16 protein-coding genes and 1 tRNA gene are annotated in these 15888 nt (G+C 66.9%); 8 read left to right on the top strand and 9 right to left on the bottom strand.

Going from position 1 to position 15888, the window contains the following annotated elements; genetic code table 11:
• Positions 1 to 1122 carry a glycosyltransferase family 4 protein gene (locus AC5P60_RS14570; protein ID WP_099473970.1) on the bottom strand — a complete coding sequence of 374 codons (1122 nt, stop codon included), beginning with the start codon at positions 1120 to 1122 and terminating at the stop codon, positions 1 to 3.
• Positions 1123 to 1165: 43 nt separating this feature from the next.
• A complete protein-coding gene (locus AC5P60_RS14565) occupies positions 1166 to 1984 on the bottom strand; it encodes a glycosyltransferase family 2 protein (RefSeq protein WP_005414597.1) in 819 nt (272 codons plus the stop codon).
• On the opposite strand from AC5P60_RS14565, the gene AC5P60_RS14560 reads away from it, so the two are divergent.
• Positions 1983 to 3041, top strand: coding sequence for a CDP-glycerol glycerophosphotransferase family protein (locus AC5P60_RS14560; RefSeq protein WP_033834006.1), 1059 nt, complete (start codon positions 1983 to 1985; stop codon positions 3039 to 3041). The genes AC5P60_RS14565 and AC5P60_RS14560 overlap by 2 nt on opposite strands.
• A 114-nt stretch (positions 3042 to 3155) precedes the next feature.
• Here AC5P60_RS14560 and AC5P60_RS14555 read toward each other — a convergent pair whose 3' ends face one another.
• The 4 genes from AC5P60_RS14555 to AC5P60_RS14540 form a co-directional block, all read right to left on the bottom strand.
• On the bottom strand, positions 3156 to 4694 hold the full coding sequence (locus tag AC5P60_RS14555) for a PH domain-containing protein (RefSeq protein ID WP_231522794.1): 1539 nt from the start codon (positions 4692 to 4694) through the stop codon (positions 3156 to 3158).
• Complete coding sequence (locus tag AC5P60_RS14550; protein ID WP_231522795.1) at positions 4691 to 5191, bottom strand: PH domain-containing protein; 501 nt, start codon at positions 5189 to 5191, stop codon at positions 4691 to 4693. Before AC5P60_RS14550 ends, AC5P60_RS14555 begins: the two co-directional genes overlap by 4 nt.
• Positions 5192 to 5266: 75 nt before the next feature.
• Positions 5267 to 6403 carry a GTP cyclohydrolase II RibA gene (ribA, locus tag AC5P60_RS14545; protein ID WP_033834003.1) on the bottom strand — a complete coding sequence of 379 codons (1137 nt, stop codon included), beginning with the start codon at positions 6401 to 6403 and terminating at the stop codon, positions 5267 to 5269.
• A 65-nt stretch (positions 6404 to 6468) separates the two neighbouring features.
• A complete protein-coding gene (locus AC5P60_RS14540) occupies positions 6469 to 7389 on the bottom strand; it encodes a lauroyl acyltransferase (protein WP_483693948.1) in 921 nt (306 codons plus the stop codon).
• A 61-nt stretch (positions 7390 to 7450) separates the two neighbouring features.
• On the opposite strand from AC5P60_RS14540, the gene dtd reads away from it, so the two are divergent.
• The 5 genes from dtd to AC5P60_RS14515 all read left to right on the top strand — a co-directional run bounded on the left by dtd (position 7451) and on the right by AC5P60_RS14515 (position 12927).
• The gene (dtd, locus tag AC5P60_RS14535; RefSeq protein WP_005411180.1) at positions 7451 to 7891 is read left to right on the top strand and encodes a D-aminoacyl-tRNA deacylase; all 441 of its coding nucleotides are present in this window, start codon (positions 7451 to 7453) and stop codon (positions 7889 to 7891) included.
• An 89-nt stretch (positions 7892 to 7980) separates the two neighbouring features.
• Positions 7981 to 9834, top strand: a complete 1854-nt coding sequence (gene rpoD / locus AC5P60_RS14530; RefSeq protein WP_005411179.1) for an RNA polymerase sigma factor RpoD — start codon at positions 7981 to 7983, stop codon at positions 9832 to 9834.
• A gap of 448 nt (positions 9835 to 10282) precedes the next feature.
• A tRNA-Ile gene (locus AC5P60_RS14525) sits at positions 10283 to 10358 on the top strand.
• A gap of 90 nt (positions 10359 to 10448) precedes the next feature.
• Positions 10449 to 11090 (top strand): hypothetical protein, encoded by a 642-nt coding sequence (locus AC5P60_RS14520; protein ID WP_049431604.1) that lies wholly within the window; start codon positions 10449 to 10451, stop codon positions 11088 to 11090.
• Positions 11091 to 11151: 61 nt separating this feature from the next.
• Positions 11152 to 12927 (top strand): serine hydrolase domain-containing protein, encoded by a 1776-nt coding sequence (locus tag AC5P60_RS14515; RefSeq protein ID WP_483693868.1) that lies wholly within the window; start codon positions 11152 to 11154, stop codon positions 12925 to 12927.
• Between the two features lie 18 nt (positions 12928 to 12945).
• On the opposite strand, the gene AC5P60_RS14510 is transcribed toward AC5P60_RS14515, so the two are convergent.
• Positions 12946 to 13338: a DoxX family protein gene (locus AC5P60_RS14510; RefSeq protein ID WP_043034583.1), complete on the bottom strand. Its 393-nt coding sequence runs from the start codon at positions 13336 to 13338 to the stop codon at positions 12946 to 12948.
• A 118-nt stretch (positions 13339 to 13456) separates the two neighbouring features.
• Between AC5P60_RS14510 and AC5P60_RS14505 the strand changes: the two genes are divergently transcribed.
• Both AC5P60_RS14505 and AC5P60_RS14500 read left to right on the top strand, forming a co-directional pair.
• The gene (locus AC5P60_RS14505) at positions 13457 to 13876 is read left to right on the top strand and encodes an H-NS histone family protein (protein WP_049453980.1); all 420 of its coding nucleotides are present in this window, start codon (positions 13457 to 13459) and stop codon (positions 13874 to 13876) included.
• A gap of 49 nt (positions 13877 to 13925) precedes the next feature.
• Complete coding sequence (locus tag AC5P60_RS14500) at positions 13926 to 14333, top strand: hypothetical protein (RefSeq protein ID WP_483693870.1); 408 nt, start codon at positions 13926 to 13928, stop codon at positions 14331 to 14333.
• 23 nt (positions 14334 to 14356) lie between these two features.
• Here AC5P60_RS14500 and AC5P60_RS14495 read toward each other — a convergent pair whose 3' ends face one another.
• Both AC5P60_RS14495 and AC5P60_RS14490 read right to left on the bottom strand, forming a co-directional pair.
• Positions 14357 to 14998, bottom strand: a complete 642-nt coding sequence (locus AC5P60_RS14495) for a glutathione S-transferase family protein (RefSeq protein ID WP_005411173.1) — start codon at positions 14996 to 14998, stop codon at positions 14357 to 14359.
• An 85-nt stretch (positions 14999 to 15083) separates the two neighbouring features.
• Positions 15084 to 15887: an AraC family transcriptional regulator gene (locus AC5P60_RS14490; protein WP_049404131.1), complete on the bottom strand. Its 804-nt coding sequence runs from the start codon at positions 15885 to 15887 to the stop codon at positions 15084 to 15086.
• Between the last annotated feature and the right edge of the window lies 1 nt (position 15888).

Here is a 15888-nt window from a genome sequence, read left to right as displayed (position 1 = left end):
TCAGGTGCTGGCCAAGGCGGCGTGATAGCTGGCCAGGGTCGCCCCGGCGAAGGTCTGCAGGCCGAACTCACGCTCTGCATGGCGGCGGGCGGCCATGCCCATCGCCGGCAGCGCCTGGCGTTGTTCATACATCGCCTGCACCTGTGCGGCGATGGCGGCCACGTTGCGGGTGGGCACGACCCAGCCGTCGACTCCCTGCTCGATGTTTTCCGGCAGCCCCGCGTAGTCGCTGACCAGCATCGGCCTGGCGCTGGCCATCATTTCGCGGCAGGCGAAGGAAATTGTCTCGATGTCGTTGGACAGCACGAAGCCGACGTCGCCGGCGGCGATCAGTGGGCGCGTATCGGCCAGCAGTCCGGTGAAGTGGACCTGCGCGGCGACATCGCCGAGGGCCTGCACCTGCGCGCGTTGCTGCGCGTTGGGCAGGTGACCTGCGACCGCCATGTGTACGTGCGGCCGGATCGCGTCGGGGAGCAGGGCAATGGCCTGCGCAAGGTCGATCCAGCCCTTGTAGTCATCGGTGCCGGCGTTGCTGACCAGCAGCAGCGCATCCGGGTCCTGCGTCCATTGCTGCCGCATTGCCTGGCCGGCGTCGGCCGGCAGCGGCGCGAAGCGGTCCAGGTCGACGCCGTTGCGGACCACATCGATCGGGCAGCGCCGGTACGGGCCCTGCTCCAGCAGGCGCCCGGTGTGTGCCGAAACCGCAATCACGCGGTCGGTGGCCCAGCGGGCCCTGAAGGCATTGCCAAGCGTACGGGTGGGCTTGCTGTTGTGCTTGGTCAGGATGATCGGCGGGCGGCGCATGCCGAGCAGTCCCTGCATCACGAAGCGGTGATCACGAGCACCGTTGACGTGGACCAGGTCGATGCCCTCGTCCCGCACCAGCCGGCGCAGCGCATGCTGTTCGGCCAGTTGTCGTGGCAAGGTCGGCAGGCCGCTGCCAAAGGCCATCGGCAGCGGGGTGGCGATTCCTTCCTCGGCCACCGTGCGCAGCAGGCGGCTGTCGGCGGGGGCTGCGACATGGAGCGTGTGCTGGCCATGCAGGGCGCGCGCCAGGGACACGATGTACGTGGTGTGGCCGCCACCGTCGCCATAGTGGAAGTTGGTGTACAGGATTTTCATGGGGGATCTTCAGGCAACGCGCGGCAAGTGTGACACAGCCGGCTCAGGGCCGTTCCACAGGGGCTGGAGGATCGGCCACCGCCTGGCCGTTGCCCAGCATCCACAGCATGATGGTCTTCTGCCGTACGTAGTTGGCACGCACATAGGCATAGACCAGGCCGTGCCAGCCGTCGCGGAAACCGCCGCGGAACAGGAAGCCACGCCAGAACCGCCAGGCCGGCGCCAGCACCAGCTTGCCCAGCGTGGCGCGCTTGCCACGCGCGAACTCGTGCTCGGCCATCATCCGCGCATACTTCTCGGTCTTGGCCAGCTGCTGCTGCAACGATCGATAGGGATAGTGGATGAGATCGCCGCGCAGGGTGCCGACGCTGCCATCGACGCTGGCCGCCTCGTGGATCTCGCGCTTGCCGCGCCAGCCACCCTGGCGACGGTCGAACAGGCGCATCACCCGGTCCGGGTAGGCATTGCCGTGGCGCAGGAACCTGCCAAAGTATTCGGACAGGCGGGCGAAGCGGTAGCCGGCGTGGCCGGCGAAGCCGCCGTCACGGGCCTGTTCGATGGCCGCACGCAGCTCGGGGCTGATGCGCTCGTCGGCATCCAGGCACAGTACCCAGTCGTGGCTGGCCTGCTCGACGCAGAACGCCTTCTGGCTGCGGAAGCCCTCGAACCGACGCTGCAGCACGCGGGCACCGGCAGCCTCGGCGATGGCCACGGTCGCATCGGTGGACTGCGAGTCCACCACCACGATCTCATCGCAGAAGGCCAGCGAGGCCAGGCAGTCGCCGATGCGCCCGGCCTCGTTGAACGCGATAATGCACGCCGAGATGCGAGGCCGTTCGATGGGAGCGGTCGTGGAGGACATGATGGCCGGGTACCTGTTGTTTGCGACGGAGCGCTATGCGCTGCCTATTCTCGCCCCGTTGGCGCAGGCGTTGCACGCGTCCGGGCAGGAGGTTGCGGCCTGGTTCGAAGGCGGCGCGGCCGGCAGCAGCCTGCCGGGGGTGGCCAACGTCGGCCTGAAGCAGGCCCTGGCAATGCGCCCGCGGGCGGTGTTCAGCGCGGCCAACTGGGTGCCGACCTTCCTTTCGGGGGCCAAGGTGCAGCTGTTCCATGGCTTCAACGTGGAAAAGCGCGACAGCGCGCGCGGCCACTTCCGGGTGCGCGGCATGTTCGACCTGTACTGCACGCAGGGGCCGGCCACCACCACACCGTTCCGCGAGATCGCGGCCCAGCAGGGCCACTTCGCGGTGGCCGAGACCGGCTGGCCGAAGCTGGACCCGCTGTTCCGCGATGACGGTGGCGAGAGCGCCGCACTGCGCGCGCCGGCCGGCGATCGCCCGGTGATCCTGTTTGGTTCCACCTTCACCGAGCGGCTGAGTGCGGCACCGCACCTGCATGCGCAGATCGCCGCCGATATCGCTGCCGGTGGGCGCTACTGGCTGCTGACCCTGCATCCCAAATGTCCGCCGGAACTGTTCGAGCGCTATCGCGCGCTGGCCGGTGCCAATGCCCGCTTCATCGAGCCGGAGCAGGTGATGGCCGCGCAGCGCGCCGCCGATGTGCTGGTGTCGGACACCTCGTCGATCGTTTCGGAGTTCATCGTCCAGCACAAGCCGGTGGTGACCTTCCGCAACCGCGTGCCGAAGCCGCACATGATTGATTTCGACGACCCGGCACAGCTGCCGGCGATGCTGCAGCACGCGCTGCATCCGGACGCCGCGCTGCAGGCGGAAATCGTGCGTTACGCCGATGCCATCCATCCGTACCGCGACGGCCTGTCCAGCGAGCGGGTAATCGCGGCCACCGAGGATTTCCTGTCCGGTGAAATGGGTGCGCTGCGCCGCAAGCCTCTCGGCAGCTGGGTGCGCGATCTGCAGATCCGAAGGGACCTGGGCTATTGGGGCCCCTCGCAGCGATGATGCCTCGCTGGCCCTGCTCGCGGTAGTGCCGGGCGCTGGCCGGCAAACTGGGGGATGTGCAGTTGCCGGCCAGCGGCCGGCACTACCTGATTCAGGCCGGGATCCGACCCCGCATCACCAGCGCAGTTTGCGCCGCGCCAGCGCGGCCGCCAGTTGATCCATCGCCTGCTGTGCCTGTGCCTGAGGCAGATGGTGCAGGGTGAGTGCCACGTCGCCATGCGCACCGGCGGTATCCAGTTGCAGGCTGCTGGTGCCCAGCACCTTGTCCAGCGGTGAACGCTGCAGGCGCAGGCCCTGCACCTTGTCCAGCTCGGCCCAGCGCCACCAGCGTTTCCACCAGCCGCCGCGCACGGCCACATAGTGCTCGTCCAGATACCAGCCCATGCGTGCCATCTGCCGGTGTGCGACCAACAACGCGACCGGCAGCCAGGCCAGCACGACCAGGCCCCACGTGCCCCAGCGCCAGTACGCGGTGGCGGCCAGCAGCGGCACCAGCAGCAGCGCGCCCAGGCACAGCCGCCACCAGCCACGCTGCGGGATGGACTGCCATTGCGCCGGTGGCCAGTGCAGCTGGGGGAGCAGGTGCTGCACCAGTTGCGTGCAATGCTCGCGGGTTGCCAGCGGCGCCAGTTCGCGCAGGGCGCGGTCCTCATCACGCGAAGGGCCACCGGCGGCACTGTCGATGCGCAGCTGGCGCAGCCCGAACCAGCGCTGCAGGGTGCCTTCGCGCAGCGTCCAGGCCTGGATACGGCGACGTGCCACGCTGCTGCGGGTGCGGCTGAGCATCCCGGCCGACACCGTCAGGCGGCGGTCCTGCTCGACGAGGGTGAAGCCGTGGTAACGCAACAGGGTCAGCACCACCGACAGCACGCGCAGCGCCAGCCAGCCCAGCAGCAGGGCCGCCGCCGCCAGCAGCAACGCGCCGGTCACGCCGGGATGCAGGTGGCTGGCATAGCCGAAGGCCTCGCGGCCGCCGCGCTGGATGGCATCGTCCATCACCGGCCGTGGCACGGTCTGGAACAGGACGCCGAACGCGGCCACCGCCAGCGCCCAACCGCGGTTGGAGAGCAGGCCCATGCGCACCACGTCCCAGCTGGACAGTCGCAGCAGTACGCGTTCGCTGTCGACGTCGGCAATGGGCGGTGCATCGACGGCGTCGTTGGCCTGCGGCGTCTGTCCGCGTTGGCGGACCAGCCGTTCCAGCGCCAGTGCCTGGTCCAGCTTCAGTACCCGCATCTCCGCTTCAGGGCGCACACCGCCGGCCGATTCCAGGCGCAGCTCGGCCACGCCGAACAGGCGGTGCAGCGGGTTCTGCCGCACTTCCACGTTGTGGATGCGGGCGAACGGGATCTCGCGGCGGTTGCGCGCCAACAGGCCACTGCGCACGGTGATCGCATCGCTGCCGATGCGGTAGCGGTAGCTGAGGTACTGCATCACCGACACCAGGACCAGGGCGGCAATTGCCGTCAGCGGAATCAGCTGCGCCCACATCGGATCGCGGTCGCCGCGCTGGCCGAACACCAGCAGCGCGACCAGTGGCAGGAAGTAGTGGCGCAGCTGCATCAGCAGCACGAACAGCCACGACCACGAGTGCAGGCGGTGGTCCTCGGTACCGGCGGGCAGCGGTGCAGGCAGGGGCGGCGGCAGGCTCACAGGGCGTCGGCGTCCTGGTCGAGCTGGTGGGACAGGGTGTCGCGCAGGCGCTCGGCGTCGGCCTGGTCCAGACCGCTCACGGTCACCGCGCTCATGCGGGTGCCGGCGGTGTGCACGATCAGCGTGGCCAGGCCGGCACGGCGCTCCAGCGGGCCCCGGCGCAGATCGAGATGCTGCACCCGCGAGAGCGGGATGCGCGTCTCCAGCTGCCACATGAGGTCGCGGCGCAGGCCCAGGCCCTGTGCGTCCAGCCGCCAACGGGTGCGGACCAGGCGTCGACGGCCCAGCCACCCACCAAAAGCCACACCCATCAGCAGCCCGGCTGCAGCGGTCCACAGGCCACCGGGCAGATCGAAGAACCACGCCGCTGCCGCCAGTGGCAGGCCCGGGACGAACAGGCCGCCAAAGGCACCTTCCAGTGCGGCCAGGCGGGCTGCACGTTGCGGCAGTGACTGCCAGTCGGTGGCGGGTGGTGCGGGAATCGTGGCGTCGGTCACGCGGGCTCCGTCAGGCAGCAGGGCGGGCGGTAGCGGCCGTGGCCGCACCGCGCAGACGGTAGCAGGTCGGCTGCGTTACTGGGCAGCCTGGATCAGCGCATCGACATCCAGCAGGTGGCCGGCACGGTCGGCCTTGGTGCGCAGGTAGTTCTCGTTCTCGGCAGTGATCTCGCCGGTGACCGGAATGCAGTCCAGCACTTCGATGCCGGCATTGCGCAGGCGCTGTGCCTTGGTCGGGTTGTTGCTGAGCAGCGCCACGCGCGAAATGCCCAGGCCACGCAGCATCGCCACCGCGCTGCCGTAGCGCCGCTCGTCGGCACCGAAGCCCAGCTGCGCATCGGCGTCGATGGTATCCAGGCCGTCGTGCTGATAGCCATAGGCGCGCATCTTGGCGGCGATGCCGGTGCCGCGGCCTTCCTGGTCCAGGTACAGCAGCACGCCACCGCCCAGGTCCTTCAGCTTGCGCAGGCCACGCCGCAGCTGGTCGCCGCAGTCGCACTTGAGTGAACCGAACAGATCGCCGGTCAGGCACGAAGAATGCACGCGTACCGGCACCACTGCCGACAGGTCCGGCTCGCCGACGATGATCGCGACCTGGTCGCGCTGCGCCACGCCGCCGCGGAAGACTGCAAAGGTGGTCATGCCGACGTCGCGCAGCGGAACCGGCGAACGCGCCACCAGTTCGTAGTCGTGGGCCGCATGTGCTGCGCCTTCGGCCAGGTCGCACAGGGCCACCTCGGCCGCACCGTCGAAAGTGTGGTCATCGACGTCCAGGCGCACCGCGACCATCGCTGGCAGCAGCAGACCCAGGCGGGCAAGCTCCACCGCGCCGGCATCGAAGGCGTCGCCGGCGCTCCAGCTTTCGGGCATCGGCCCGGGTTCGCGCAGGTAGCCCAGCGAGGGCAGGGCCTCGAAGGCCACGCCGCTCAGCGGCAGGCGCGCGCCCTGTGGTGCCTCCACGCCGAGCACGCGGGCGCGGGTGGCGGTCAGGAACAGGTAATGGCGCTCGCGGGCGGCAGCGGCGAAGGCGGCGAAGCTGCTGGTCGTGGCGCTGTCCAGCGCGATCACCGCCAGGCGCTGGCCCTGGCCATCGTGGAGCAGCACCGGACGACCGGCGCGCAGTTCGGCCACCGCGCGTTCGCAGCGGATCGCGGCCGGATCGCCGAACAGGGAAGAAGCAGCAGGCATGGCAGGACCGGGGGAGGCGGACATCGCAGTCTCTATGGGGGCGCCGGCGTCGTATTCAACGTGGTGCGGCCAGTGGTCGCAGGCGGCCGTCAGTGGGGGTGTTCCTCAGTTGCGTACGGGTCTTCCTCGCTACTGCCCGGTGGCCGCAGCGTATAGCGCTTGTAGGTCCACTGGTACTGCGCCGGGTCGCGGCGGGCGATGCGTTCGATGCCGGCGTTGAGGGCAGTGGCCGCCACCAGCGGGTCCGGATCGGCCACGGCCGGGTCGGTCGGCTCGATGTGCAGGGCGAACTCCATGTCCGGCCCGATGCGTTCGCACCAGCCATAGAGCACGGTGGCACCCGTGCGTTCGGCCAGCCGGTTGACCAGGGTCATGGTCAGCGCCTGCACGCCGAAGAACGGCACGAACACGCCGTCGCCGGCCTTGGGCTGCTGGTCGGGCAGGATGCCGGTGGCGCCGCCGTCCTTGAGCACCTTGAACAGCTGGCGCACGGCCGGCCCTTCGGCGCGCACCTGCTGTACGTTCTGGCCGCCGCGCACCAGCTGCAGGAAGGCATCGCTGGCCTCGTCCTCCGGCGGCTTGTAGACGATGGCGATCTGCCCGCGCGAGGCCAGCCACTGGTTCAGTAGCTCCCAGTTGCCGAAGTGCGGCGCGGCCACGATCACGCCCTTGCCGCTGGCCAGGGCGGCGTCGTACAGGGCCTCGCCATGGCGCTGCTTCAGGTGCAGGCGCAGGTTGTGGGCCGGCGCCTGGCTCCACAGCCGCAGGGTTTCGATGGCCTGCAGCGCGGTGGAGCGCAGCAGATCACGGTGCAGGCGGTCGCGCGCGGCGCCATCCAGCTCCGGGTAGGCCAGTTCCAGGTTGCGCCGGGTGACGCGGCTCTCACGGGCATCGAGGGCGATCCACGCCCACGCCAGGGCGCGCGCGAACGCCCGCAGCAGCGGCCAGGGCAGGCGGGCGAACAGGGTGGTGGCGCGGTAGACCAGCCGGGCTTTGCGTTGCGGATTCATCGGCGCCAGTTTAGCCAAGGGCGCTGCTATCGTGGCCGGCCCTGTTCATTGGAAGCCCACGATGCTCGTCCTGATCCAGCGTGTCAGCCAGGCTGCCGTCCATGTCGACGATGAGGCCGTGGGGCAGATCGGCCCTGGCCTGTTGGCCCTGGTCGGCATGGAGCCGGGCGATACCGAGGCCCAGTTGCGGCGGATGGCCGAGCGCCTGCTGGGCTACCGGGTATTCGCCGACGAGGCCGGGAAGATGAACCGCTCGCTGCGCGATACCGGCGGCGGCCTGCTGCTGGTCAGCCAGTTCACCCTGGCCGCCGACACCCGTTCGGGCATGCGGCCGAGCTTCACCACGGCCGCGCCGCCGGAAGAGGCTGAACGCGGGTTCAACCGTTTTGTTGAGATCTGTCGTGAAAATCACGCGCCAGGGGTGGAAACGGGCCGATTTGGTGCCCATATGGTCGTCAGCCTGGTCAATGACGGTCCCGTGACCTTCCTTCTCCGGCCCTGAGCCTGCGGGACCACCGCCCGGCAGGCAGGGCCCCGGGCTGGTATAATGCTACGTTCCCTATTTCTCCCTGCCGGTGGCGCGAGCACTACATGGCCAACGAACGTCCTGCCCAATCCGAAATCAAGCAACTGATCAGCAAGGGCCTGGAACAGGGCTACCTGACCTACGCCGAAGTCAATGACCATCTGCCGGACGACATGGTCGACCCGGAACAGATCGAAGACATCATCGGCATGATCAACGGCATGGGCATCGATGTCCATGAAGTTGCGCCGGATGTGGAAACCCTGCTTCTCAACGATGGCAACACCGGCAACCGCGAAGTCGATGACACCGCGGCTGAAGAAGCTGCCGCTGCGCTGAGCGCGCTCGACACCGAAGGTGGCCGTACCACCGACCCGGTGCGCATGTACATGCGCGAAATGGGCACCGTCGAGCTGCTGACCCGCGAAGGCGAAATTGCCATCGCCAAGCGCATCGAGGAAGGCCTTTCGCAGGTCCAGGCGGCCCTGGGCCAGTTCCCGGTTTCGGTCGAGTCGCTGCTGAACGACTACGAAGCCCACAAGGAAGGCAAGAAGCGCCTGGCCGAAGTGATCGTCGGCTTCAACGACCTGGTCGACGAAGAGCCGGCGCCGCCGGCGGTCGCTGCCGATGACAGCGCCGATGCGGACGCCGAAGGCGACGAGGACGAGGACGACGATGTCGACGGTGGCGATGAAGAAGCCGCACCGACCGGTCCGGATCCGGAGGAAGTCGCCGCGCGTATGCAGGCGCTGAGCGATGCCTTCAACGCCTTCAAGAAGGCCGCGACCAAGGGCGACAAGAAGAACCTGCCGCGCCTGCGCGAAGAAATGTCGGCGGTGTTCGTCACCCTGAAGCTGCCGCTGCCGCTGACCGATGTGCTGACCAAGCAGCTGCGCGACACCATGGCGTCGATCAAGGCCCATGAGCGCCGCGTGCTGAACCTGGCGACCGTTACCGCCCGCATGCCGCGCAAGGACTTCATCCGTTCCTGGGAAGGCAACCAGACCAACCTGGAGTGGGTGGAAGACGCACTGAAGCGCAAGCAGAAGTGGTCCTCGGCGCTGCGCGAAGTGAAGGACCAGATCATTGCCGAACAGCAGGCGACGATCGACATCGAGACGCTGACCCAGCTGGACCTGGAAGAGCTGAAGGAAATCAGCCGTGCCATGGCCTACGGTGAAGCCAAGGCGCGCAAGGCCAAGAAGGAAATGGTCGAGGCCAACCTGCGCCTGGTCATCTCCATCGCCAAGAAGTACACCAACCGTGGCCTGCAGTTCCTCGACCTGATCCAGGAAGGCAACATCGGCCTGATGAAGGCCGTGGACAAGTTCGAGTACCGCCGCGGTTACAAGTTCTCGACCTACGCCACCTGGTGGATCCGCCAGGCGATCACCCGCTCGATCGCCGACCAGGCACGCACCATCCGTATTCCGGTGCACATGATCGAGACGATCAACAAGTTGAACCGCATTTCCCGCCAGATGCTCCAGCAGTACGGCCGCGAGGCTACGCCGGAGGAGCTGGCCAAGGAAATGGACATGCCGGAAGACAAGATCCGCAAGGTGATGAAGATCGCCAAGGAGCCGATCTCGATGGAAACCCCGATCGGCGACGACGAGGATTCCCATCTAGGCGACTTCATCGAGGACACCAACGTGGAGTCCCCGATCGAGAACACCACCAACATCAATCTGTCTGAAACCGTGCGCGACGTGCTGGCCGGCCTCACCCCGAGGGAAGCCAAGGTGCTGCGCATGCGCTTCGGCATCGACATGAACACCGACCACACGCTGGAAGAGGTCGGCAAGCAGTTCGACGTTACCCGCGAGCGCATCCGCCAGATCGAAGCGAAGGCCCTGCGCAAGCTGCGTCACCCGAGCCGCTCGGAGCAGCTGCGCAGCTTCCTGGATATCGATTGATTTCCAGCGGCTGTTGAAGCGTTGAGAGGAACCCCGCCTGGTGCGGGGTTTTTCTTTTTGGGGGGTGTGTGCTTTCTGTAGAGTCGAGCCAGCTGCTGTTTGCGATGACGTATCCAGCAGGTCTTCTCAACGGCTGCGCGTTTGCGCCGCTACTGCATTGGGAAGATGTGATGCGCGACGAGCGCGAGGATTCACTGGGATTTGCCCGAAGAGCGACGCTGGCATTGCTGACGCAGTCTGGTGCTGGATTATTTGCTGGCTTCGGCGGCGGACAACCAGAAGGGGCTGGAAGAGACCAGGAGGACTGTGGCGCTGTTCCACGCGCACCTGCGGCGGCAGGTCTGGTTTGCGGACGTGGCGGAGAAGCGGTTGGGGCATGTGGCTGAGGCTCTTGCTGCTGCCGGGTAGCCGATCGAGCGCGGCCTCCACTACACTGTGACGCTGCGCCGGGCCTATAGCTCAACGGTTAGAGCAGGGGACTCATAATCCCTTGGTTCCAGGTTCGAATCCTGGTGGGCCCACCAACCGACCTCGCCTGACCGGTCGCAGGTCTCATCGCTCCCCAGCGCGACCTGCAGCGTCGGTACCATCTGATCCGCACACAGGGATCGACCATGGCCAGCACCGATACGCCGGTGGAAGACTTCACCAACGAAATCGAAGACAGCCGGCACCTGTTTGCCTGGTGCCTGGTCCACTATGGACAGGTGCCCGAGGCGCTGGCACTTGAACAGGCACGCCAACGCTATCCCGACCAGAGCCCCGGCCGCGAGTACGAGCACGCGTTGATCTTCCACGATGAGCCGTGGCATTGGGCGATGCTGCACGTAAAGGGCGAGGGGTATTGGCACCGGCACCCGGAACTGGCGCAGCCGTCGCTGGACTACGAAGCCGAATCGGACGCACTGCACCTGGCCCGCGGTGAGCAGGTGCCACTGCTGGATGAGGACGAGTACCTTGGCGCGCTCGCGCATGCGCGCCACATGCGTGCATGGACGCTGGTCCATCAGGCGGGTCGTTCGCCGGATGAAGCGCGCCAGGAGGCGCTCGGCCACTACGCGTATCGTCCCCGCCATCATCGTGGTCGATTTCAGGTTCATGATCCGCGTGATGGCTGGCGTCATGTGATGAGCGTATTGCATGGCGACGATTACTGGGCGCGACCAGAGTTGCGGGAACCGCCACAGGCCTATTGGAGCGAGTCCCGCGCCTTTGTTTCGGCGCAGGGAATCCGCTTGCCGGACCCTCCGGGCTGAGGCCTGCTCGGCCGGCGAAGGCGCAGCACCGTCGATCACCGCACTCTGTGCCGAATGACACATGCCCCGCCATTTCTGCTGGCGGGAAGATGGCGGCATCCCGAAGTGGAGTGATCTGATGCCTGGTACGCTCAGTCGTCGCGCCTTCCTGGCCAATGTCGCGGCTGTTCCGGCGGCCACGCTCATGCCCACCGGTGTTGCCACGGCGGCGCAGCCCACCGTCACCACCGGGAACCTGATCGAAGCGGAGCGCAGCGTGATCCGCTCCGCCATGCAAGGCAGCGGCATCGGTGCCGCTGCCGTCTGCCTGGTCGAAGGCGGGCAGGTGCGCTGGCTCGAGGGCTTCGGGTACGCGTCGGGTCACGGTAGTGCAGCAGTAGACGCCAGTACGATGTTCAGCATCCAGTCCACCTCGAAGAATTTCGCGGCGGTGGCGGTGCTGTTGGCCGTGCAGGACGGCATCCTTGATCTGGATGCGCCCATTACCCGCTATCTGCCGTCGTTCACGGTGCGCAGTCGCTTCGAGCATTCCCCGCAGGAGCGCATCACCCTGCGCCTGCTGCTTGCCAATCGCGCGGGATTCACGCACGAGGCGCCGCTGGGCAACAATTACGAACCGGCGTCACCGGGCTTTGATGCGCACGTCCGCAGCATCTCGCAGACATGGCTGCGCTTTCCGGTGGGTACGCGCTATCGCTATTCCAACCTGGGCTTCGACCTTGCCGGTCATGTCCTTGAGCAGGTTGCGGGCATCGGCTATCCGGCCTGGCTGCAGCGCCGGATCTTCGAGCCACTGGGAATGCACGAGAGTACGGCCGATGCGTCGGTCTACCTGGCAAGCAAGTGGCGGGCACTGGGAACCCAGGACGGCCATGCGCAGGTGCCGCCGGTGACACCGCTGGTGGTGTCGGGAGGCGTCTGGACCAGTGCCGCCGACATGGCGAAGTATCTTGGCTTCCTGCTCGGTGGCGGCCAAGCCGGCGCGCAGCAGCTGCTCGAGCCCCATCTCTGGGACGAGATGCATGGCTTCGGCCTGGGCGGTGACTACGGGCTCGGCGTAATGCGCAGCGAACGGCTCTACGGCAGTACGCCGGTGCGGCTGCTTCATCATCGCGGCGGAGGCTTCGGATTCGGGTGCGTGTTCACCTACTGCAGGCAGGCCAACGCTGGATTCGCCGCGATGTTCAACCGCGCGACGTCCGCGGGGTACGGCATCGGCGAGCGTCTGATCGATCAGCTGCTGTCGGCGCGTTTCGGGCCCCGTCAGCCGCGTGTGCCGCTATCGTCCCTGGCGCCGATCAGGTTGAACCAGGACCAGATGCAGCGGATGGCGGGAGACTGGATAGGGCGCAGCGGCAAGGCGAAGATCGTGGTTGCCGGAAGCAGTGAACTGCAACTGCATCGTGGGGCGCAAGCTGTGGGCAGACGGTTTGCGGCCATCGACGGCGACCAACTGTTCACCGCGGACACCGATGGAGAGGTTGCGACGTACCGTTACCATGCGGCGACGGAGAGGCTGCCGGCGCACCTGGAATGTACGAACGGCGAGGATGGCCTGGACCAGAACGATCCCATCGATGGGTCCACCGGGCCGCAGGCGTCCCATTGGCGACCCTGGCTGGGGCGCTATCGCATCGACCAATGGGGGAAACCGTCGATGTCCGTTGTGCTGGAGCAGCGACAGGGCTGGCTGTACATCGATGGCATCCGCCTGGTCACTGAAGTGGAGCCAGGCCTGCTGTTCACCAGCGATGGCGAAGCGGTGGATTTCCGCAGCTCCCAGCCGACATGGCGCAACCTGCGTCTGCAGCGCGTCCAGCCCGTGGGCAGGGGATGATGGCGGCATGCCGCGTGCTCATCCGCGCCGCCCACGCCCATCGATGCTGTAGCGCCCTGCCCCGGTGCAGGCCAGCAGCAGGAAGCCACCAGCCAGCCCCAGGTTCTTCAGGAACATGATCTGCTGGGTCGGGTCGGCAACGTTGTGGTGGAAGATGAAGGCGGTGACCAGGCTGAAGCCTGCCAGCACGATCGATACCAGCCGGGTCTGGAAGCCCAGCAGGATGCACAGGCCGCTGCCGATCTCAAAGGCGATGGTAGGCCACAGCAGGATGCCGGGTACCCCCATCGCTTCCATGTAGCCCTGGGTACCGTTGAGGTCGCCGAGCTTGCCGATGCCGGACACCAGGAACAGCGCCATCAGCAGGATGCGCGCAAGCAGGTAGGCGAGCGAATGCGATGAGTTGCTCACGTCGAAGTCCTCGGAGATGGCTGCCGAAGGCGATCGGAGCCCACCGGCAGTGAAGCCCGTGTCTACGTACCGGGCAAGGCGGCTTGACAGCTGGCCGGCCGCAGGACACCTTTCCATCATGACGATCGATATTGAATCGCTCAGCCTTCGGGAGCTGGGCGCCTTGGTGGTTGCCGCTGAACAGCGGAAACAGCTCATTTCCAGCCGCCGTCCGGCCAGCGCGGTGCGGCGGATGTTGAAGGCTGCCGCGGCCGAAGCCGGCTACACCCTCGAAGAACTCTTCGGTGGCGAAGCCTCGGAAACACCTGCGCCCGCCCGCAAACCCGCCCGCCGTAAATCCGGCAAAGTCGCGCCCAAGTATCGCGACCCGGAATACAAGCGCCTGACCTGGACCGGTCGCGGGCGCATGCCGCGCTGGTTGGCGTCCAAGGTCTCGATGGGCCACAAGGCCACCGATTTCCTGATTCCTGGTTTGGCCAGGCCGACCGCTGGCAAGACCAGCACCATCGGCAAGCGGACTGTCATCAAGAAGGGATGAGGCTGCAGCACTGCTACCCTGCCCGGGTCTTTCAACCAAGGAGCACCGGATGGCACACGAGGGTGGCATGACGATCACGCCGAAAGTCCTGTACACAGCCGCAGGCGTGGCCGTGCTGGTCAGCCTGTTGGCCTGGGCGGTGGAATGGAGCGGGATGGCCTATGTCTGCCCATACTGCCGCGTACAACGCACTGTCATCGGTGTGCTGGGCGTGCTGACATTGTTCGCGCGGCCGGGGAGCCTCATCGTGCCCTGGTTGTCGTACACAGCGGGCGGTTTCGCGTTCGCGGTTGCAGCGATGCAGCACTTCAATGGCTGGAAGCGCATTTCCGCCGGTGATTTCAGTCTCCACGCGCAGTGGTACATCGACCCGTGGCTGCTGTCAGGCTGCGCGATGCTGATCCTGGTAGCGCAGCTGATGCTGGTGCAGGCCGCCTGCCGGCGCAGCTTGCGCTGAGTGTTTCCACCCATGGCGTGGAACTACCCGTTCTGGAATACCGCCAACTGCGCAGCAAACGCGCGCTGATAGGCGGGACGCTGCGTCGCCCGTGCCACATAGGCCACCAGCAGCGGGTACTCGTCGAGCAGGCCACTGCTCTTCAGGCGCAGCAGTACCGAGACCATCATCAGGTCGCCCACGCTGAACCCGCCGTCCAGCCACGCTGCCGCGCCCAACCACGCGGACAGTTGCGAGAGACGCATCCGCACGCGCTCGTCCAGCATCACCAATCGCTGTGCATACCAGGGCTGTTCGCGCTCCAGCACCCAGGCCATCGAGCGCTCGACGATGGGTGGCTCCACCGTATTCAACGCGGCGAACACCCACATGACTGCGCGCATGCGTGCATCCGGACCGACGGGCAGCAGGCCGGCATGCTGTTCGGCCAGGTGCAGGACGATCGCGCCGGATTCGAACAGGACCTGGTCGCCCTCCTGCCAGGTGGGAATCTGTCCGAAGGGATTCCGCGCCAGGTGGGCAGGTTGCTTCATTTCGGCGAAGGTCAGCAGCTGCACGTCATAGGGCACGCCCAGTTCCTCCAGCGCCCAGCGCACGCGCATGTCACGGGCCAGGCCCTGGCCGCGGTCGGGGGAGGTGGCAAAGGCGGTGAGGATGGGGGACATCGCGGCGCTCCTGCAGGCGGGAAGGCCTGTCTCTTCTGTTCCGACGAACGACGAGGGCGGAAATCGACACCCCTCGATGCGCTCTTCACCCCGCCCGATGCAGTTTCCGGTACTGGTCCGGCGTGCACTGTGCGTGCCGCTTGAACATCTCTGCGAAGGCGCTGACGCCGGAGTAGCCCAGCTCCTCGGCAATCCGGCTGATCGGCCGGCGTGTGCACAGCGCTTCGGTGGCACGCACGAACTTCACCCGACCGCGCCAGTCACCGAGTGACATGCCCAGCTCGCTGCGTGCCATGCGCTCCAGCTTGCGTACGCTCATATGATGCCGCTGCGCGATATCGGCGACCGACTCGGCTGCGGACAGGTGCTTCTCGATGTACGCCATCACCTGTTTCAGGGCATCGCTGCTGGCGATCGGCAGGAAGCTGGGCAGCACTGCGGCATTGAGGATCTGGTCGATCACCACGGCGGCCATGCGCCGCTGGGCCGGCGTCCGCGGATCGGTCACGCCCTGTCGCGCCAGCTCGTGCAGCAGCTCGCGCAGCAATGGGCTGACTTCCAGCGCACTGCAACGCTCGGGCAGGCGGCGTGACAACGCCGGCGACAGGTAGGCCGAGCGATAGGCCAACCGCGACCGGTTGCGCGAATAGTGGGGCATTCCCGGTGGGATCCAGATCGCGTAATGGGGCGGGGACACCATCCACTCGCCGTCGATCTTCATCTCCATCACCCCTTGTGCGACGAAGTTGAACTGGCCCCAAGGATGGCTGTGCGTGCCCCAGTCGGTGGGCTCCATCGCACCCTGCCGGAAGTAGACCGGACCGGGCAGCTGGCGGAAGGTGGGGATGGGTTCCATCGGTTGCCGCAACCCGGGGTCGGAGTGACGCATT

The sequence above is a fragment of the Stenotrophomonas sp. YJH_SMC_120 genome (genome assembly GCF_059368675.1).
This window is presented reverse-complemented; position numbering and strand designations above follow the sequence as displayed.